General features: G+C 63.9%; 21 protein-coding genes. 8 read left to right on the plus strand and 13 right to left on the minus strand.

Translation table 11 applies throughout. The features are described from left to right. Positions 1–22 precede the first annotated feature (22 nt). The 3 genes from LOZ74_RS16980 to ispG all read right to left on the minus strand — a co-directional run bounded on the left by LOZ74_RS16980 (position 23) and on the right by ispG (position 2509). Positions 23–664 carry a murein L,D-transpeptidase catalytic domain-containing protein gene (locus LOZ74_RS16980; RefSeq protein ID WP_230292164.1) on the minus strand — a complete coding sequence of 214 codons (642 nt, stop codon included), beginning with the start codon at positions 662–664 and terminating at the stop codon, positions 23–25. 112 nt (positions 665–776) lie between these two features. Beyond that, positions 777–1310, minus strand: a complete 534-nt coding sequence (locus LOZ74_RS16985; protein ID WP_230292165.1) for a TIGR02281 family clan AA aspartic protease — start codon at positions 1308–1310, stop codon at positions 777–779. Between the two features lie 47 nt (positions 1311–1357). Next, positions 1358–2509 (minus strand): flavodoxin-dependent (E)-4-hydroxy-3-methylbut-2-enyl-diphosphate synthase, encoded by a 1152-nt coding sequence (ispG, locus tag LOZ74_RS16990; RefSeq protein ID WP_230292166.1) that lies wholly within the window; start codon positions 2507–2509, stop codon positions 1358–1360. Positions 2510–2603: 94 nt separating this feature from the next. On the opposite strand from ispG, the gene LOZ74_RS16995 reads away from it, so the two are divergent. Continuing rightward, positions 2604–3614: a zinc transporter ZntB gene (locus LOZ74_RS16995; RefSeq protein WP_230292167.1), complete on the plus strand. Its 1011-nt coding sequence runs from the start codon at positions 2604–2606 to the stop codon at positions 3612–3614. An 18-nt stretch (positions 3615–3632) separates the two neighbouring features. Here the strand turns inward: LOZ74_RS16995 and LOZ74_RS17000 are convergent, their stop codons facing one another. Then, positions 3633–4157: a GNAT family N-acetyltransferase gene (locus LOZ74_RS17000; RefSeq protein ID WP_230292168.1), complete on the minus strand. Its 525-nt coding sequence runs from the start codon at positions 4155–4157 to the stop codon at positions 3633–3635. Positions 4158–4183: 26 nt separating this feature from the next. Then, complete coding sequence (locus tag LOZ74_RS17005) at positions 4184–5191, minus strand: helix-turn-helix transcriptional regulator (protein ID WP_230292169.1); 1008 nt, start codon at positions 5189–5191, stop codon at positions 4184–4186. Between the two features lie 302 nt (positions 5192–5493). On the opposite strand from LOZ74_RS17005, the gene LOZ74_RS17010 reads away from it, so the two are divergent. Next, complete coding sequence (locus tag LOZ74_RS17010; protein ID WP_230292170.1) at positions 5494–5748, plus strand: hypothetical protein; 255 nt, start codon at positions 5494–5496, stop codon at positions 5746–5748. A 44-nt stretch (positions 5749–5792) separates the two neighbouring features. Here the strand turns inward: LOZ74_RS17010 and LOZ74_RS17015 are convergent, their stop codons facing one another. After that, positions 5793–6707, minus strand: a complete 915-nt coding sequence (locus tag LOZ74_RS17015; RefSeq protein ID WP_230292171.1) for a prephenate dehydratase — start codon at positions 6705–6707, stop codon at positions 5793–5795. A gap of 186 nt (positions 6708–6893) precedes the next feature. Between LOZ74_RS17015 and LOZ74_RS17020 the strand changes: the two genes are divergently transcribed. Further along, entirely contained in the window at positions 6894–7547 is a 654-nt protein-coding gene (locus LOZ74_RS17020) for a cytochrome c family protein (protein WP_230292172.1), read from the plus strand. Positions 7548–7616: 69 nt separating this feature from the next. On the opposite strand, the gene LOZ74_RS17025 is transcribed toward LOZ74_RS17020, so the two are convergent. Continuing rightward, complete coding sequence (locus LOZ74_RS17025) at positions 7617–8117, minus strand: GNAT family N-acetyltransferase (protein ID WP_230292173.1); 501 nt, start codon at positions 8115–8117, stop codon at positions 7617–7619. 4 nt (positions 8118–8121) lie between these two features. Then, positions 8122–9375, minus strand: coding sequence for an aspartate kinase (locus LOZ74_RS17030; protein WP_230281888.1), 1254 nt, complete (start codon positions 9373–9375; stop codon positions 8122–8124). A 97-nt stretch (positions 9376–9472) separates the two neighbouring features. Here LOZ74_RS17030 and ubiG point away from each other — a divergent pair, with 97 nt between their 5' ends. Continuing rightward, entirely contained in the window at positions 9473–10228 is a 756-nt protein-coding gene (ubiG, locus tag LOZ74_RS17035; RefSeq protein ID WP_230292174.1) for a bifunctional 2-polyprenyl-6-hydroxyphenol methylase/3-demethylubiquinol 3-O-methyltransferase UbiG, read from the plus strand. Here ubiG and LOZ74_RS17040 read toward each other — a convergent pair. From LOZ74_RS17040 to LOZ74_RS17050, 3 genes are all read right to left on the minus strand, one after another. Continuing rightward, the gene (locus LOZ74_RS17040) at positions 10225–10935 is read right to left on the minus strand and encodes a DUF2059 domain-containing protein (protein ID WP_230292175.1); all 711 of its coding nucleotides are present in this window, start codon (positions 10933–10935) and stop codon (positions 10225–10227) included. The two genes, ubiG and LOZ74_RS17040, sit on opposite strands and share 4 nt — an antisense overlap. A 72-nt stretch (positions 10936–11007) precedes the next feature. Further along, positions 11008–11766 (minus strand): siderophore-interacting protein, encoded by a 759-nt coding sequence (locus LOZ74_RS17045; RefSeq protein WP_230292176.1) that lies wholly within the window; start codon positions 11764–11766, stop codon positions 11008–11010. Between the two features lie 67 nt (positions 11767–11833). Then, the gene (locus LOZ74_RS17050) at positions 11834–12184 is read right to left on the minus strand and encodes an ArsC family reductase (RefSeq protein ID WP_230293945.1); all 351 of its coding nucleotides are present in this window, start codon (positions 12182–12184) and stop codon (positions 11834–11836) included. Positions 12185–12281: 97 nt separating this feature from the next. Between LOZ74_RS17050 and aroC the strand changes: the two genes are divergently transcribed. From aroC to LOZ74_RS17070, 4 genes are all read left to right on the plus strand, one after another. After that, the gene (aroC, locus tag LOZ74_RS17055) at positions 12282–13364 is read left to right on the plus strand and encodes a chorismate synthase (protein ID WP_230292177.1); all 1083 of its coding nucleotides are present in this window, start codon (positions 12282–12284) and stop codon (positions 13362–13364) included. Positions 13365–13612: 248 nt separating this feature from the next. Next, a complete protein-coding gene (gene ahpC, locus LOZ74_RS17060; protein WP_230279712.1) occupies positions 13613–14179 on the plus strand; it encodes an alkyl hydroperoxide reductase subunit C in 567 nt (188 codons plus the stop codon). Between the two features lie 112 nt (positions 14180–14291). Then, positions 14292–15899: an alkyl hydroperoxide reductase subunit F gene (gene ahpF / locus LOZ74_RS17065; RefSeq protein WP_230292178.1), complete on the plus strand. Its 1608-nt coding sequence runs from the start codon at positions 14292–14294 to the stop codon at positions 15897–15899. Between the two features lie 107 nt (positions 15900–16006). After that, positions 16007–17281 carry a BamA/TamA family outer membrane protein gene (locus LOZ74_RS17070; RefSeq protein ID WP_230292179.1) on the plus strand — a complete coding sequence of 425 codons (1275 nt, stop codon included), beginning with the start codon at positions 16007–16009 and terminating at the stop codon, positions 17279–17281. A gap of 7 nt (positions 17282–17288) precedes the next feature. Here LOZ74_RS17070 and LOZ74_RS17075 read toward each other — a convergent pair whose 3' ends face one another. Both LOZ74_RS17075 and LOZ74_RS17080 read right to left on the minus strand, forming a co-directional pair. Then, positions 17289–17870, minus strand: a complete 582-nt coding sequence (locus tag LOZ74_RS17075; protein ID WP_230292180.1) for a Smr/MutS family protein — start codon at positions 17868–17870, stop codon at positions 17289–17291. Beyond that, the gene (locus LOZ74_RS17080; protein ID WP_230292181.1) at positions 17867–19042 is read right to left on the minus strand and encodes a murein transglycosylase A; all 1176 of its coding nucleotides are present in this window, start codon (positions 19040–19042) and stop codon (positions 17867–17869) included. The genes LOZ74_RS17075 and LOZ74_RS17080 overlap by 4 nt, the downstream gene beginning before the upstream one ends. Positions 19043–19060: the final 18 nt, after the last annotated feature.

Below are 19060 nucleotides of genomic sequence, written 5' to 3' on the forward strand. Positions count from 1 at the left end.
CGGCCGGGCCCGCAGGTTCCGGTCAGCTGATCCCGAGGCGGTCGGCGTAAAGCAGCCGGCCGCCCGAAAGGTTCCACAATGCCTCGTTAAAATCGGCGGGGTCCATGGCAAAGCAACCGTTGGAGCGGCCCAGCCGTCCCCAGCGTTCGACATGCGCCTTGGTCGCGTAATCGGCCGAATGGGCGACGATATAGCGCGGCAGGGCATTGGAATTGTCCTGATCCAGCCCGCCCAGCCGGATCGAGGTGCCATAGCGGCCCTTGTACCATTCATAGGTGACATAGGCGCCGCGGCTGGTCGCGTTCGAACCCGGCGTGTTCGAGAAATTATTGAGCCAGCCGTCATGCTCCGGATCGGAACCCGTGCCGTGGGCGACAAGGAAGCTGCGCACCGTCCCTGCCTCTACATTGGCGAAGTGGAAACGCGGGACGGACGAATGCACGCCGAAATCGGCAATCCCCGCGATATCGCGGCGCCACAGCACATCGCCCGCGCGGTCCATCTGGTCTCTGGCCACGTCGAGAACGCGGCGCTGGTTCGGCGTCAGCGGACTGGCGCTGGCAAAAGCGCGCGCGGGTGCGGCCAGCGCGGCCCCCGCAACCAGAGCGCCGCCGAGCACCGCGCGGCGCGATACAGCCCCGCCAGTCGCGCGATTCCTGTCCAAACCGGACGTCAGGGAATTTTGTTCGGTTCGATTCTTCATGATTACTATCTATACCAAACAGGGTCTGGCTTCAAAGTTAACCGATGTTCTTTACCCGTTTGCGCAAAAACGCTCAGTCGCGGGACAGAATCATCGAATCGCCCTCGATCTCGACCTTGTCGAAACGCCGCAAATAGCTTTGCCCAAGCAGTGTGACCGGCAGCCCATCGGGAATGACGGCTGCTTCTACGTCGCGCATTTCGGTGCCGCCCAGTTCGATCCGGTCGATCATCACCGGCACGCCTTCGACCATGCCGCTGGCCCCGCGCGCGACAGGGCGGATGTCCGCCTCGTTCCAGTAAATGCCCGCCGCGCGCGCATCGTCGCCCGTCAGCGCGACGAAACTGGCACCGGTGTCGACCATCACGTCCAGCTGCCGCCCGCCGATGGACGGCTGCGCATAGAAATGTCCGTCGCCGCGGCGGTCGAGCCGGATATCGCCGCCGCCCCAGCCGTCATTCGCGGCGGCAGGCGCGGGTGCGGCCATCAGCGACGCTCCGGGCGCCGTGCCGCCTTCGCCGGCGTCGTCCGGTTCGGGCATGCCCGTCATGAACGCGCCCACGGCGCAGGCGGCGAAACCGATCCAGAAAACCTTGTGCATGCTCATGCCCCGACCATAGGCACGCCATGCTTAAGCGAGGGTAAAACCCTTGCTTATTCGGCAGCCTCGGCGGCCTTGCCCGCGTCGGTTGCTTGCGCCTCGATCTCGGCGGCTTTCGCCTCGACCAGCCGGACGATGTGATCGAGCATGTCGGCGCTTTGCACATGGTGGTCGGTTACGCCCGACAGATAGACCATATGCTTGCCATTACCGCCGCCGGTAATGCCGATATCGGTTTCGCGCGCCTCGCCGGGACCGTTGACGACACAGCCCAGTACCGACAGCGACAGCGGCGTCTTGATGTGCTGCAAACGCTCTTCCAGCGCCTGAACGGTGCGGATCACGTCGAAACCCTGCCGCGCGCAGGACGGGCAGGATACCACGCGCACGCCGCGGGTGCGCAGGCCCAGCGCCTTCAGAATTTCGAACCCGACGCGCACTTCCTCTTCCGGCTCTGCCGAGAGGGAGACGCGCAAAGTATCGCCGATGCCCGCCCACAGCAGATTGCCGATGCCCAGCGCCGATTTGACTGTGCCGCCGATCAGGCCGCCCGCCTCGGTAATACCCAGATGCAACGGGCAATCGACCGCGTCGGCCAGCCCCTGATAGGCCGCGACCGCAAGGAACACGTCGCTGGCCTTCACCGCGACCTTGTATTCATGGAAATCGTGGTCCTGCAGCAGCTTGATATGGTCGAGCGCCGATTCGACCAGCGCCTCGGGACAAGGCTCGCCGTATTTCTCCAGCAAGTCCTTCTCAAGACTGCCTGCGTTCACGCCGATGCGGATCGAACAGCCGTTCGCCTTGGCCGCGCGGACCACCTCGGCCACGCGTTCGTCGCTGCCGATATTGCCGGGATTGATGCGCAGGCATGCCGCGCCCGCATCGGCGGCTTCCAGCGCGCGTTTGTAATGGAAATGGATGTCCGCGACGATGGGCACATCCGCGGCGCGCACGATCTCGCGCAGCGCGGCGGTCGATTCGACGTCGGGGCAGGACACGCGCACGATATCCGCGCCCGCATCCTCGCACCGGCGGATCTGGTCGATCGTCGCCTTTGCATCGCTGGTCAGCGTGTTGGTCATGGTCTGCACGCTGATCGGCGCGTCGCCGCCGACCGGTACGCGGCCCACCATGATCTGGCGGCTTTTGCGGCGGTCGATCATGCGCCATGGGCGGATTGCTGCGATGCTGTCTGTGGACATGGGCCCGCCTATACAACCGCTTCCTTTACGGGGCAAAGACGCATTTGCCACAAATGCGCTGATCCGCCATCAATCGCCGGTCAAGGAGACGGATTTGGAAGAGCAGCTTTACGACGACCAGACGGGCGAGGATGCACTGCTGTTCGCCCGCGTGCTCGACGGCGCGGGTGGCGGGCGCAGGATCGAGTGGGAAGAAGCGCGGGACTGGCAGCCCGATCCGGCGCGCCCGCTGGAGGTGTTGTGGATGCATATCTGCCGCAACCAGCCCGGCGTGCAGGACTGGCTGGAAGGGGTGATCGGCCTTTCCGAACCCACCGCCGAACTGCTGGTCAGCGACCGCACCCGCCCGCGCGCCTTTCGCGAAGGGCAGACCCTGGTCGCCACGCTGCGCGGGATCAATTTCAATCCGAATGCCGAGCCGGAAGACATGGTCTCGATGCAATTATGGTGCGACGGGCGGCGGCTGATCACGCTGCGCCGCGAAAGGCTGCAGACCCCGCGCGACACTCTGGCAGAGATCGACCGGGGCATCGGCCCCACCGACGCGGGATCGCTGATCACGGCGCTGACCGAGCATATGATCGCGCGGATGAGCCGTTCCATCGTCGATATGAACGATCATCTGGACGCGCTGGAAGATCAGGACCCCGACGAAGATGCCGAAGAGATGCTGGGCCAGATCACCACGATCCGCCGCAATTGCCTTGCGCTGAAACGGCATATGAGCCCGCAGCACGAAGCGCTGGAACGCATCAGCCGCGACGCCCCCGCCTGGTTTGAGGATCACGACCGTCGCGAGATTGCCGAGACCATCGAAAGGCTGCGCCGCTATCTCGACGATATCGACATATCCAAGGAAAGCGCGGTGGTGATGCAGGACGAAATCCGCGCCCGCGCCGCATCCAGCAGCGAAAAGGCGACCTATATGCTGACCATCGTGGCGGGCATCTTCCTGCCGCTGGGCTTTGTCACGGGGCTGCTGGGCATCAATGTCGGCGGCATGCCGGGGGTCAACGACGGCAATGCATTCTGGGAAGTGGTCGCCCTGTGCAGCGCGATTCTGGCCGTGCAGCTTTACCTATTCTGGCGCTGGAAATGGCTGTGAGGGTTCGCATCCCGCAGCCTATAGCCGCAATTCATAAAGGAATTCGTCGTCACGGTGGCTGCCGACCCAGAAATCGATATCGGCGATCTTGGTAAAACCGTATCGCTGATAGAACTTCTGCGCGCCGAAATTTTCGCTCCACACCGATAGCTGTACCGCATCGGCCCCGCGGTCACGCGCGGTATCCAGCGCCCAGTCCATCAGCGCCGCGCCCAGCCCTTTGCCCGTCAGCGCCGGATCGGTGTAAAGCTGGCTGAGGCCGATCGGCGCGGTGGCATCGGAATATCCGGCATAGGCGCTGACCGCGTTCAGCTTGCAATAGCCGAGCAGGCTATCGTCCGCGTCCACGGCCAGCCGGTGGATAAAGGCAGGGTCCGCGATCTCTGCCGCGACGGCCGCCGGATCATGCGCGGTATCCAGAAATCCCGCCAGATCCTCGGGCCGGTAGAGGTGGCCGAAGGCGGCGTCGAAACTGCTGCGCCCCAATGCCGACAACGCCGCCGCATCGGCAACCGCGGCATCGCGCAGGCGAAAATCTTCCATCGCAAGCGTCCCCGTGGATTGCTGCGTCAGACGGCCGGCACCGGCGGCAGCGATGCAATCAGGCGCGACAATTGCGTTGCCTTGCTGATCTGCGTCTTTTCGAAAACATGGCGGATCTGGGTGCGCACCGTGGCAGGGCTGACCAGCAGGGTCGATGCCAGTTCCGCCGCGCTCTGCCCTTCGGCAATGCCCATCGCCACACGGCTTTCGGCAGGCGACAGGCCATAAAGCAATTGCAGGCGCCGCCCCATGTCCATCGGGATAAGGCCATTCTCGACAATCACCATACAGCCGCTGACTCCGCCGCGCTGGCAAGGTAGCACGTGGATGCGCCACGACTGGCCGCGATCCGCGCAGCAGGCAAAGGCATCGCCGCTGCCGCCGACACGGTGGCGCGAAGCGATGGCCGCCTGCAAACGCTGGTTTTCGCGGGACGAGCGCAGCATGACCCGTCCGCCGGCCAGCGAGATACATTCCGACCGCTCGTCCAGTTCGCGCGCCTTTGCATTGGCAAAGTTCACCTTGCCCGACGCATCGAGCATGACGATGGCCGCGCCCATAGTGTCGAGCGAGGCTTCCAGCAGATCGGAATGCAGCCTTGCGTCATGCATCCGGTCGCGCGCGCGCATCATGCGCGCCACGTGACCGGCGATTTCCTGCATCCGCGTGACATGGTTCGTGTCGAATTCAGCCTCGTCGATGGCGCGATGCACCGCAATGCCCAGTGCGCTGTCCTGCGGAAAGCTGAAGCCCCCGCCCAGGCATTGTCCGGGATCGTCGCCGAACCGTCGAAAAAACTCGTTATAGAAATCGGTCAGCCGGTGCGCCTCTGTCGAAATGAATTCGGTAGAGCGCGCCACGCCCCTGTCCAGCCGGTCGGGGTGGAACAGCACCTCGGCCCAATGGTCCAGCCGGTTGAACCCTTCCACCACATAATGATGGAGCATTTCGTCGGAATAATGGCTGTTGCTGTACAACAGCCGCACCGAACCATCGCGTCCCCATGCCTGGATCAGCGCGCTGCGCGTGCCCATTTCGTCCGCAATCCGCTGCGGCAGGGTGGCCAGAACCTCTTCATCGACCAGACTGTCGTAAATATGGTCAATTAACTTTTGTATATTCCGTCCCCGAATCGGAATGATAACTTCACTGTGCGATAGTTCAAATTTGCCATATCATCAATTTGGATGATGCCAACGTTCAGCCAGCGTTTATAGTATTATTTCATGTCAGAGAGCAGGACCTGCGCGATTTTATCGCAACTGACATGGCGCGACATCCGCCGTTGGGGGATGGACGGGTGGCGCGACAACAGTCCTGATCGCGCTGTCGCATCATGACCATGACCGTGATGCGGCAGCGCGACTTCCCTGACGATCTTGCCTTCACCGATCCGGAGGCTGCGGGGCCGGTCGATACGACTATCGATCAAGGCGCCATCTGGATCGAAACCGGATCTACGCCCGAACAGCCCGCGCCTGCCGCAATGCAGGCGCGGTCAGCGCCCTATCGCACGACATGGACCGATCGGATGGTCGGCGCAGTCATCAGCATGACGGGCGCGCTGGTCTGGTTCCTGATCGGCGGCTAGGCGCAAGCGCGGCGGATGACCCGCGACCCGTTATCGGCGCGCAATCAACCGCGCGGACGCGCCTGGCGATAGCTGCCCAAAATCCGCAAATGCTTTGAATAAAAGCCCAGCTCTTCCAATGCGCGGTCAACAGCGGGCTGGCCCGGCGCGCCGACGATATCGGCATAGAACTCGGTCGCGGCGAATGCGGCGCCCTTTTGATAGCTTTCCAGCTTGGTCATATTGACGCCATTGGTCGCGAAACCGCCCAGCGCCTTGTACAGCGCGGCGGGGATATTGCGCACTTCGAACACGAAAGTGGTCATTGCAGGGCCGGTAATGGTCGCCGGGTCCAGCCCGTCCTTCGCCAGCATGACGAAGCGCGTCATATTGTCATGCGCATCCTCGATATCGCGGGCCACGATCTTCAACCCGTACAGCCCCGCCGCCATTTCGGGCGCGATGGCGGCAAGGCCGGGGTCCTGCTGTTCGAAAACGGTCGCCGCCGCACCCGCCGTGTCGGCGTGATCCATGCCCACCAGCCCGTCGGCGCGCAGCCGGTGGCGGCACTGGCCCAAGGCTTGCGGATGGCTGATCACCGCGCGGAACGGCCCGTCGCCCAGGCCCATCAGATTGTGATGGATTTCCATGAAATGCTCACCCGTGATGGCAAGGCCGGATTCGGGCAGCAGGAAATGGATATCGGCCACGCGGCCATTATGCGAATTCTCGATCGGGATGATCGCGCGCGCGGCCCGCCCCTCTTTCACTGCGTCGATCGCGTCGGCAAAGGAAAAGCACGGCATCGGCAGGCAGTCGGGATCGTATTCCAGCGCGGCGATATGCGAATTCGCGCCCGGCGCGCCCTGAAACGATACCGCGCGCTCCGGCTCTGCCAGGGCGGCACGGGTCATCTTGCTGACCAGCGCCATCGCCGGAGCGGCATAGGGGCTGGCTTTCTGGGATACGGGCGCGTTCATGGGGCCAGCCGTTACGGCTTCGCCGCGCCCGTGCCAAGTGGGTTAAGCAAGGGGAGGAATCGCATTAGGGCATGAAACGCCCTTGTCATGCGGCAAACCCTTATTTAGAGCGGCGCGCGAGCCATATCGGCCCCAATCGATACCTACGCTTTTCTAGCACGCACTCGCAGACGGATATTTTCTCTGATGGACGGCAAGCTCAATACCATCTTCGGCTGGACCCTGTTCGGCGGCGTCGTCGCCCTCGGCCTTTCCAGCATCAGCGGCCAGATTTTCGACATGGAGCGGCCGGAAGAGCTGGGTTACGTGATCCAGGGCGTCGAGGAAGAGGGCGGCGCCGAGGGGCCGTCGCTGGCCATGCTGCTGTCGACCGCCGATGTCGCCAAGGGCGAGGCGGTGTTCGCCAAGTGCATCGCATGTCACACCATCGATCAGGGCGGACCGAACGGGATCGGCCCCAATCTTTATGGCACGATGGGCGAGCCGATCGGTCAGGGTAAGGCGGGCTTCGCCTTCTCCTCCGCATTGTCGGGCCATGGCGGCACCTGGACGTTCGAGAATATGGATGCGTGGCTGACCAGCCCGCGCAATTTCGCAAACGGCACCAAGATGAGCTTTGCTGGCCTGAGCAATCCCGAAGACCGCGCCAATATCATCGCCTATCTGAACACCATGGGTTCGAACCTGCCGCTGCCCGCAGTGGTAGAAGCGCCCGCCGACGAAGCGGCAGAGGGTGAAGAAGGCGCCGAAGTGGCTGCCGAGACCGAAGCCGAAGTCGCCGCCGACGCGACCGAAGCCGCCGAGGCAGAAGCACCGGCAGAGGCAGCACCCGCCGAATAAGCGGCTGCGACCGGCAAATCACCAAGACCCCCGTCTGGCGCAAGTCCGGCGGGGGTTTTCGTTTGGCGGTCAGCCAGTGAATGCCGGATGATAGGCGACGATGCCCGCGCCTTCGGCATCGTCGAATCGCAGAGCCTGAAAATACGGAGCGGGCACATCGGGCAAGACCAGCGCCCGGTCGGGAGCAAAGCCGAAGCGCGCGTAATAGTCCGGATCGCCCAGCACCACACAGCCCGACGCACCTGCCGCCCGCAGGCGCGCCAGCCCCTGGCGCACCAGCGCCGCGCCCGTGCCGTGATGCCGGTGTTCGGGCGCCACGGCCAGCGGGCCCAGCCCGAACCAGCCCATATCGCGCCCGTCGATCAGAACGGGGCTGAATGCGACATGGCCTGTCAGAATACCGTCGCTTTCCGCCACCAAGGAGACGCTCAACGCATCGGCGGCGCGCAAGGCGGCGACAATCGCAGCTTCGTTCCCGCCCGCGTGTTTCGCGGTCAGGAAGGCGCGCTCGATCAGGCTGGCGATCGCGCCCGCATCGGATTCGCGCTCGTCACGAATCCGCGCTGGCAATGGCTCAGGCCGCGTCGTCGACCGAATCGAGGCCATAGGCCGTGTGCAGCACACGCACGGCCAGTTCGGTCTCATCCTCGTCGATCAGCACCGATACCTTGATCTCGCTGGTGGAGATTGCCTGGATATTGATGCCGCGGTCGGCCAGCGCCTTGAACATGGTGCTGGCGATGCCCGCATGGCTGCGCATGCCGACGCCCACGATCGAAATCTTGGCCACCTTGGGGTCGGTGATGATGCGGTTGAAGCCGATATGCGGCTTATGCTCTTCCAACAGGGCCTGCGTGCGCACCAGATCGGCGCTGGGCACGGTAAAGGTCACGTCGGTCTCGCCCTTTTCGCGGCCCACGTTCTGGATGATCATGTCGACATTGATATTCGCCGCCGCGAGCGGGGTGAATACGCTGGCCACCGCGCCGGGGCGGTCGGGCACGCGGGTCAGGATGACCTTGGCTTCGTTCTTGTCGGCGGCGATGCCGGTGATCAGCTGGCTTTCCATGTCGAGTCCTTCAAGCTCTTCCTCGCTGACGATCAGCGTTCCGGGCAATTCATCAGCAAGTGGCGCATCGTCGTCGACGAATGACGACAGCACCTGAACGGGTACTTTTTCCTTCATCGCAAGGCTGACCGAACGGGTCTGCAACACCTTGGACCCGACCGAGGCGAGTTCGAGCATTTCCTCGAACGTCACGGCCTTCAGCTTGCGGGCCTTGGCCACGATGCGCGGGTCGGTGGTATAGACGCCGTCGACATCGGTATAGATGTCGCAGCGGTCCGCCTTCACCGCCGCCGCCACGGCGACCGCGCTGGTATCGCTGCCGCCGCGTCCCAGCGTGGCCACGCGGCCATCCTCGGCAAGGCCCTGAAAGCCGGGAATCACGGCAATCTCGCCCGCCTGCATGCTGGCGATGACGGCATCGGCCTCGATCTCGCCGATGCGGGCCTTGGCATGGGCATTGTCGGTATGGATCGGCAGCTGCCAGCCCAGCCACGACCGCGCCTTGCAGCCCAAAGCCTGCAGGGTCAGCGCCAGAAGGCCGCTGGTGATCTGTTCGCCCGCCGCGACCACCACATCATATTCGGCCGGATCGTACAGCGGGTTCGCCTCGCGGCAGAAATTGACCAGCCGGTCGGTCTCGCCCGCCATGGCAGAGACGACGACCGCCACCTCGTGCCCTGCGGCCTGCTGGCGGCGCACGATATTGGCGACGCGACGGATCCGCTCCGTCCCCGCCATCGAGGTGCCGCCGAATTTCATCACGATGCGCGCCAAATGCTTCGCCTCTTCCTGTCCGTTTGCGAGTGGGGCCATGCGAATGCTGGCCGTTCGAATGGCGCGCTGTTAAGGGGATGGCATGGGCAATGCAACAATATCACCTGTAACCAGTCTGCCGGCCAATACGATCCGGCCGCAAGAGGCCGCGCATTTCGGCGCGCTGGCAGCGGACTGGTGGGACCCCAAGGGGTCGTCGGCCATGCTGCACCGGCTGAATCCCGTGCGGCTGGGCTTTATCCGCGATGCCATCGATCTGCATTGGGGCGGCGATATACGCGCGCGCCATCCGCTGGCGGGCAAACGGGCGCTGGATGTGGGCTGCGGCGCGGGCCTGTTGTGCGAACCTCTGGCCCGGCTGGGCGCGGCGGTGACCGGCGTCGATGCCGCGGCCGAAAATATCGGGGCTGCCCGCGCCCATGCCGCCGCGGGCGGGCTGGACATCGCCTATCACGCGGGGGAACTTGCATCGCTGGATGAAGGGCGGTTCGACCTCGTCACATCGATGGAAGTGATCGAGCATGTGGCCGACAAAGGCGCTTTCGTTCACCAGTTACAGGAACGGCTGGCCGACGGCGGGCTGATGGTGCTGTCGACCCCCAATCGCACCACGCGGTCGAAACTGCTGCTGGTCGAGGGGGCCGAGCGGATGGGCATGGTCCCGCGCGGCACGCATCATTGGGACGACTTCGTCACGCCCGACGAATTGCGCGAATTGCTGTCCGCCGCAGGGCTAAAGATGGACGAGCCGAGGGGCATCGCCTTTTCGCCCCTGCGCGGGCTTGAGATTTCGGACGATCTGGCGCTGAACTATATCGTCACGGCGCGGCGGGCCTAATCCTCGCGGATCATCCCGCCCAGCTTCTCTCGCTCGTCCTCGGTCAGCTCGTCCACCGAGCGCAACGGGGGCAAATGGGCGGTCGCCTGCTTGGTCTCTTCGATGATGGCGGGCATTTCCTGCATCAGCGCGGGGACCATTTCCTGCATCCGCGCCATCACGGCAGGGTCCATATAGACCATCATCGCGCTGGCCGCATATTTCCCGCCAGCGGGCGTTTCGAAAAAGCGCGTGATCTCGTTCAATTCGGCAGTGGTGAACTGCGCGGCATAGGCTTCGCCCAATCCCTCGCGCATCTTGGGCTCCATCGATGTCATCACGCCGGTCATGGCCGACATCATGGCGCGCATCGACAGGGTCTGCCGCTCTTCGAAATGGGGGTCGAGGATCGCCATCATCTCGCGCATCGTTCCCTCGCCAGCACTGGCAAGGTCCTGTTCGCTCACTCCTCCCAGCGCGGCCAGATCGCGCATCGGCAGGTCCATCACCGAATTCATCGACATGGCGACGATCTGGTCCATGCTCTGTTCCATCATGCGCGCATAGGAACCGTCGGGCAGCAAATAGGCGACCATCTTTTGCGCCGCTGCAAGGCGCGCAGGGTCAAGCGGGGCGGCCTCTGCTGCCGCGTCCTGCGCATAGGCCGGCACGACAATGGTGGCGGTGGCCAATGCAAGCCCCGCGGCGGCGAGTTTCAGTGATTTCATGGTGCGACCCTTCCCCTGTCAGTCCAGCGATCGGACTGGCACAAAAGGCAAGACGGGGAAAGGGTTAAGCGGTCAGCCCACCGCGTCCAGATCGGCACGCTTGGTTACGCGGTGGTTATCCTCGTCCTCGCCCTGTTTCCAATAGCTGGAGACATAGAGCCGGTCGGGACCCAGCCCGCGTTCGATGCGGAAATAATCGCGCAGGGCACGCATGGTCGAAAATTCGGCGGCAACCCATGCATAGGTTTCGCCGTCCTGCCAGCCCAGTCCGCGCATTGTTCGCAGCAGCAGTTCGGGATCATTGCCCGCATGCGGATTGACCAGCCAGTGGATCGCGAACCCCTGGGGCACGGCGATGTCCTGCCGGTCGTCTTCGTGCTGGATTTCGATCACGGCAGCACCCCGCGCATCGGCGGGCAGCGATTCGAGATTGACCGAGATCGCGGGCAAGGCGGTCATGTCGCCCGCCACCAGATAGCGGTCCATGGCTTCGGGCAGCGGCTTGGCTGGCCCCGGTCCGCCCACCTTGATCGTGTCGCCGATCGCGGCATTCAGCGCCCAGCTGACCGCCGGACCGGGCGTATCGTGATCCAGTCCGTGGACGACGAAGTCGATATCCAGCCCGTCCTCGCCCTGATGGCGGATGGTATAGGTCCGCACCACCGGCTTTGCGCCATCGCCGCCCTCTGACAGGCGCAGTTTGACATAGCCGCCTTCGGACCCTTGCGGAAAGCCGGCCAACCCCGGACCGCCCAATCGCAAGCGCACCATATGGGGCGTAACCTGAGTGCGAGACAGGAGGGCGAGCGTGCGCGGTTCGGGGCGGGCCATGGGCTTCCTTTGATCCATTATTCGTCCCGCATATAGGGCGGATGGATCGTATTGCGAGTGCCTCGCATTATTTTTTTATCGCGGCAGCCCATTCCTTATCGCTGAACCCGACCAGCAGGCCGCCGTCATATTCCACCACGGGCCGCTTGATCATCGACGGATTGGCGATCAGCAGCGCCTCTGCCTTGGCGGCATCGATATCCTGCTTGTCCGTGTCGGACAGACTGCGGAACGTGGTGCCGCGTTTGTTCAGGATCGCTTCCCAGCCCATGTCGGCGATCCATGCTTTCAGATGATCTTGCGGCACACCGGCCTTTTTATAGTCGTGGAACGCATAATCGATCCCCTCGCCCTCCAGCCATTTGCGCGCCTTTTTCACCGTGTCGCAATTGGGGATGCCATATAGAATCGTGCTCATCATGCTGCCTTTCGCGTCATTTTCGTGTGCCGCCGCCGATAGGGCAGGTGGACTTTTGCGCGCAACGGATGAATAGGGCCGGACAGGAAGGACAGTCATGAGCGTCAACAGTTTCGGCCGCGTGCTGCGTTTCACCACATGGGGCGAAAGCCACGGACCCGCGCTGGGCGCGGTGGTGGACGGGTGCCCGCCGCAGATCGCGTTGGACGAAGCGGATATCCAGCCCTTCCTCGACGCGCGCCGCCCGGGCACCAGCCGGTTTACCACCCAAAGGCGCGAGCCGGACGAGGTGCGCATCCTGTCGGGTGTGTTCGAGGGGCGCACCACCGGCACGCCGGTCAGCCTGATGATCGAAAACACCGATCAAAGGTCCAAGGATTATTCGGACATCGCGCAAAGCTATCGGCCCGGCCATGCCGATTACGCCTATGACGCGAAATACGGTTTTCGCGACTATCGCGGCGGTGGCCGGTCCAGCGCCCGCGAAACCGCCGCGCGTGTCGCGGCAGGCGCGATCGCGCGCAAGATCATCCCGGGCGTGACGATCCGCGCATGGGTGTCGGAAATGGGCGGCGATGCCATCGATCCGGCCCGTTTCGATCCCGCGCTGATCCCGACCAATCCGTTCTTTTGCCCCGATGCCGCCGCCGTCGCCCGCTGGTCCGAAAAGCTCGACGCCGCGCGCAAGGCGGGGTCGTCGCTGGGCGCGGTCGTGACGTGCGAGGCGACGGGCGTGCCAGCGGGCTGGGGCGCGCCGGTCTATGGCAAGCTGGATGCCGATCTGGCCGCCGCGATGATGGGCATCAATGCCGTCAAGGGGATCGAGATTGGCGACGGGTTCGAGGCCGCACGCCTGTCGGGCGAGGAAAACGCCGATCCGATGCGGCCTGCACAGGGCGGGGTGACATTCGATGCCAATCACGCAGGCGGAATCGCGGGCGGCATTTCCACCGGACAGCCCGTGCGCCTGCGCGTGGCGTTCAAACCGACCAGTTCGATCCTGATTCCCGTGCCGACAATCAGGAGAAGCGATGATTCGGACGGTTTTACCGAGGGTGAGATCGTGACCAAGGGCCGTCACGACCCCTGTGTGGGCCTGCGCGGCGTGCCGGTGGTAGAAGCGATGATGGCCCTGACGCTGGCCGATCATTTCCTGCTGCATCGCGCGCAATGCGGGTGAAGCCTTTGTTGCAATTGCGAAAATCCTGAAACGAAGCATCCGCGGCGACGCCGGAAATTGCCGCTGACGGATCGTGCAATTGATCGGGTAAACCGATTAATTCCGTTTCATTGAATAATTCTATCAAACTTATCGGCTTTCTCCGCTTGGGGTTCGCGGGTGCAGCGCCTATCTGGTGTCTCGCAACGGAAATTCACGTCCGTGGTGCACTATCGCATCCCGGCAAACACCAATGGAGTAAACACCGCATGGGTATCATCGGAAGCACGATCAAGCCGTTCAAGGCCACCGCTTTTCAGGCCGGCAAGGACTTCTTCGACGTTGCCGACACCGACGTGAAGGGCAACTGGGCCGTCTTCTTCTTCTACCCCGCCGACTTCACCTTCGTCTGCCCGACCGAGCTGGAAGACCTGGCCGACCAGTACGAAACGCTGAAGGGCATGGGCGTGGAAGTGTACGGCGTTTCGACCGACACCCACTTCAGCCACAAGGCATGGCACGACACTTCGGAAAAGATCGGCAAGATCCAGTTCCCGATGCTGGGCGACCAGTTGCACACGCTGTCGAACAATTTCGGCGTGCTGCGTGAGGAAATGGGCCTTGCCGACCGCGCGACCTTTGTCGTCGATCCCGATGGCGTGATCCAGATCATGGAAATCACCTGCGAAGGCGTTGGCCGTAACGCGTCGGAACTGGTCCGCAAGATCAAGGCTGCCCAGTACGTCCGCAACAACCCCGGCCAGGTCTGCCCCGCCAAGTGGGAAGAAGGCAGCGAGACCCTCGCTCCCTCGCTCGACCTCGTCGGCAAGATCTGATCCAACACACGCCCTCTTCCCGTGAAGGGGCACGAAAAGCGGAGCGGCCCGGATGGTCCCGCCGTCCGGGCCGCTTTTGCGTCCAGAATATGTGAAACAGGAGGCCCCCGCCATGCTTGAAGCCAATCTGAAACAGCAGCTTAAGCAGTATCTCGACAATCTGCGTGAGCCGATCGAACTCGTCGCCTCGCTCGGCGAGGGGAAGAAGTCCGACGACACACGCGAATTGCTGAACGAAATCGCAGAGCTGAACGACAAGGTCAGCGCCTCTTTCGACGGCAATGACGACCGCAAGCCCAGCTTTATCATCCGCCGCGCCAGCGATCCCGCCAAATGGGTCCGCTTTGCCGGTATCCCGCTGGGCCACGAATTCACCTCGCTCGTCCTTGCCCTGTTGTGGGCAGGCGGCCACCCGCCCAAGGTCGAGCCCGAAGTGCTGGAACAGATCGAGCGTCTTGAAGGCGATTTCGATTTCGAGATGTATTTCTCGCTGTCATGCCACAATTGCCCCGACGTGGTGCAGGCGCTGACCCTGATGGCGCTGTATAACCCGCGCATCACCGCCACCCTGATCGAGGGCGGGACGTTTCAGGACGAAGTCGACGCGCGCGGCGTGATGGCCGTGCCCGCCACCTTCCTGCATGGCGAGATGTTCGCCAGCGGCAAGATGAGTGTCGAGGAAATCCTTGCCAAGATCGACACCGGTGCAACCGCAAAGCAGGCCGAAAAGATCGCCGCGAAGGACGCGTTCGAAGTGCTCGTCGTCGGCGGCGGCCCTGCCGGTGCCTCGGCAGCGGTCTATACCGCGCGCAAGGGTTTCAGCACCGGCATCGCGGCCGAACGCTTTGGCGGGCAGGTGCTCGACACCATGGGGATCGAGAATTTCATTTCCGTCCCCTATACCGAAGGGCCCAAGCTGGCCGCCGCGCTGGAACAACATGTCGGCGAGTATGACATCGACGTGATGAACCTGCAGACGGCGGAAAAGCTGATCCCCGCATCGCAAGCGGGCGGACTGCACGAGGTGAAGCTGGCTAATGGCGCATCGCTGAAAGCGCGCAGCCTGATCCTGACGACCGGTGCGCGCTGGCGCAATCTGGGCGTGCCGGGCGAGATGGAATATCGCAACAAGGGCGTTGCCTATTGCCCCCACTGCGATGGCCCGCTGTTCAAGGGCAAGCATGTCGCGGTGATCGGCGGCGGCAACTCGGGCGTCGAGGCGGCGATCGATCTGGCCAATATCGTCGGCCATGTCACGCTGATCGAATTCGACAGCAAGCTGCGCGCCGATCAGGTGTTGCAGGACAAGCTGCGGTCGATGAAGAACGTCGACATCATCACCTCTGCCGCGACGACCGAAATCCTCGGCGATGGCGAGCGTGTGTCGGGCCTTGAATACAAGGACCGCGAATCGGGCGAGCTTCACAAGGTCGAATTGCAGGGCGTGTTCGTGCAGATCGGTCTGGTGCCCAATACCGAGTGGCTGAAGGATTCGGGGCTCGAACTGTCGAAGCACGGCGAGATCGTGACCGACGCCAGAGCCGCGACCAACCTGCCCGGGGTGTTCGCGGCGGGCGACGCGACCGATGTGCCCTATAAGCAGATCATCATTTCGATGGGGCAGGGCGCGACGGCAGGGCTTTCGGCCTTCGACTATCTGATCCGCACCGAGCCGGCGGACCAGATCGCGCAGGCGGAACAGGCACCGCAACCGGCCTGATCCGGCACCGGCCGCGCTATCATCGGGGGCGTCCTGCCGATTGGCGGGGCGCCCCTTTTGCTTGCATAAAACAGGCCGCATCGGGGCTTACCCCGATATTCGCGCCCATGCGCCGCGCTATCCTGCCTGCCGGAACGCCGCCGGTCGCGGCGATGCAGGCATGGGTGTTTGGTGTGGGGCGCAGGCTGAATCGGGTTTTTCTGGTGGCGGCGCTGGCCTTGATGGCGCAACCCGCTCTGGCGCAGGACGCCCCTGCCGAGGGTGAGATATCGCCGCCTGCACCTGCACCGGTGGATCAGCCGCATGGCAGCAAGCATGGCGGCTTCCTCGACCCGTTCTACGATGACGAGGATGGCAAGCTCGACTTTTCCGAAAGCCTGATGACGGGCGGGTTTTTTCCCATGCCCGTGATCATCACCGAACCGGCAGTCGACGGCGGTTTCGGCGTGGTGGCGCAATTCGTGGACATGACTCCCGGCCAGCCGCAACGCACCACGCGGCGCATGTTGGGCGGCATCAAGACGGGAAACGGGTCATACGGTATCGGCTATTTCCAGTCGGGACAGGCATTCGACGGGCGCGTTTCCTATAAATTCGGGATCGGGCACGGGAAAATATCGCTCGACATGTATCCCGCCTTTGCGCCCGACGGGATCGAATATACGAACAAATACCAATATGGCATTTTCGGATCGGCACGGCTGCATCTGGCCGATCCGCGCTTTTCGCTGGGGCCGATCGTCGATTTTCGCGGGCTGAAGACCAGCGTGGAATTGCCCGCGATAGAGGGCGTGCCCGACGATTTCCCGTCCGACTTTCAACGCAAGCTGACGACCGGCGCGCTGGGCTTTGGCATGCATTTCGACAGCCGCGACAATGCGGTCACGCCGCGCAGCGGGTTCAACGCCTTTGTCGAGGGCAAGTTCAATTCGGACAGTTTCGGCAGCGACCGCAATTTCGAAATCTATGACGCGGATGTCTATGCATTCTATCCGCTCGCCGAAAAATGGACATTGGGCGCCAAGACCGAGGTGGATGCCGCGCGCGGCGATTTCCCGTCGTTTTTCGCGCCTTCGGTCGATCTGCGCGGGGTGCAGGCGGGCCGCTATCAGGGCAGCACGGCATGGAGTTCGGAAGTCGAGGTGACGCGCCAGTTGTTCCCGCGCTGGTCGGTCGTCGGATTTGCGGGCTATGGCACGGCCTATGCCGGATCGTCGAAGTTCTTCGAAGATTCGGGCGCGGTATTCGCGGGCGGCGGGGGCTTCCGCTATCGCATCGCGCGCAAGCTGGGCGTGGATGCGGGGATGGATGTGGCGTTCGGGCCGGATGGCGCGATCTTCTACATCCAGTTCGGCCATGCGTGGAGCATGGGGATGGACTGACCGCCCGTTATCGCTGGCGTTTCAGAATGATATAGATCGCGCCCGCGCCGCCGTGGCGGGGATGGGCCTTGCGTATGGCGGCGATCTGTCCGGCATGACGACCGGCCGCCAGCCAGTCGAGCAGTTTTGCGCGGATCGCGCCGCGCTTGCTGCCCCTGTCCGCCGCATCGACGGGACGGGGTTTGCCTGCCACCACCAGCAGCACGCGGGCCTGTTGCGCGATGGCCTGCGTCATCCCCGCTTCCAGCCTGCGATAGGCCGCGTCCAGCCCCAGCCCGTGCAGGTCCATGGTGAAATCGGGGTCGATCGTGCCGCGCCCCAGCTTGCGGTCCCAGCCGCGATCCAGCCCGCCACCGCTTTCGTCCGGAACGCGCGGTGGGGGAGGCGGCGGGGGCGCTGCGCGCTGCGGGCGGGGCGATTTCAAACGCGATGCGGATTTGGGCGCCTGTTTGGGCGGCGGCGGCGGTTGCTCCGGCGCTTTCCTCGGCGTTTCGGGCCGTTTGCGGCCGGGCATGGGGGTGACGGTGGCGGCCAGATGCGCCCATGCCCGTCGCTCTTCTGCATCCAATTCGCGCTGGCGGCGCCTCATCGCCTCGCGGCACCCAACCGCGCCAGCGTGCCGCGCGGCAGCAGCAAAGTGACTTCGGCCTCGCTCGACATGCTGCCCGCGATCTCTTTCGCGCGCTCTCCCGCGCCCCAGAACGTGTCCAGCCGGTTTGCGCCCTTGATCGCGCCGCCCGTATCCTGCGCGATCCAGATGCCGTCCGCCCCGAACCGATCGCCGTCATGGTCGGCATCGATCACGACCGGCGCGCCCAACGGCACGAAGCGCGGATCGGCGGCGACGCTGGCATGGGGACGAACGGGCACATCCAGCGCGCCCAGCGGGCCATCACCGGTCAGCTCGCGAAAGAACACCCAGCTTTTATTGGCGCTCATCACCTCTTCGGCTTCGTCCGGATGGGCGCGCAACCAGTCGACAATGCCCTGCATCGTCGCCTCGCCCGGCTGGAATACGCCGCGTTCGCGCAGCACGCGCCCGATGGCGACATATTCGCGCCCGTTCTGACCGGCATAGCCGATGCGCATCACGCTGCCATCGGGTGCGCGCAACTGGCCGGAGCCCTGAATCTGCAGGAAGAAGAAATCGATCGGGTCTTTCGCCCAGCCGATCACCGGCGCGCGTCCGTCCAGCGCGCCCGCGACGATCTCGGACCGTTCGTAATAGGATGTGAACCGCCCGTCATCGGTCACACGGCCCAAAGGCGCACGCCCTTCGCCCGTATAGCCGGGTTGGCGCACCAGATCGGCGGGCATGCCATAGACGGGCACGTCATAGCCTGCCGCCTTTTCGCGCACGCCCTCTATCTGCGGTTCGAAATAGCCGGTGAGGAACCCGTCACCCTGCGCGACCCGCACCGATTCGAAATAGCCTGCAAAGAAATCGCGCGCTGTGGCGGCAGGCCAGACGCGCGCTGCATCGCAGGCTGCGCGCCAGTCTTCGGCCCGTGTCAGCCCGCTGGCATCGGTGCGGACCAATAGCTTGGGGCAGCTTTCGACAAAGGAAGCAAGCGCCGCCGCCGCATCGCCGGGTTCCAGCGCCATGGTGCTGACCGCAGGGCCAGCATCCAGCGCGGCATCGGCGGCCCTGTCGGGCGCGGGCGGGGGAACGGGTTCGGGCGGCGAACCGGCGCAAGCGGCCAGCAGCGCCATGGCAGGAAGCAATAAAGCGGCAGCAGGCGCAGCCCGATTGCGCGGCACGGTCTGTCCCCCCGCCAG

The organism is Croceicoccus sp. Ery5, assembly GCF_020985325.1.
Taxonomy (GTDB): Bacteria; Pseudomonadota; Alphaproteobacteria; order Sphingomonadales; family Sphingomonadaceae; genus Croceicoccus.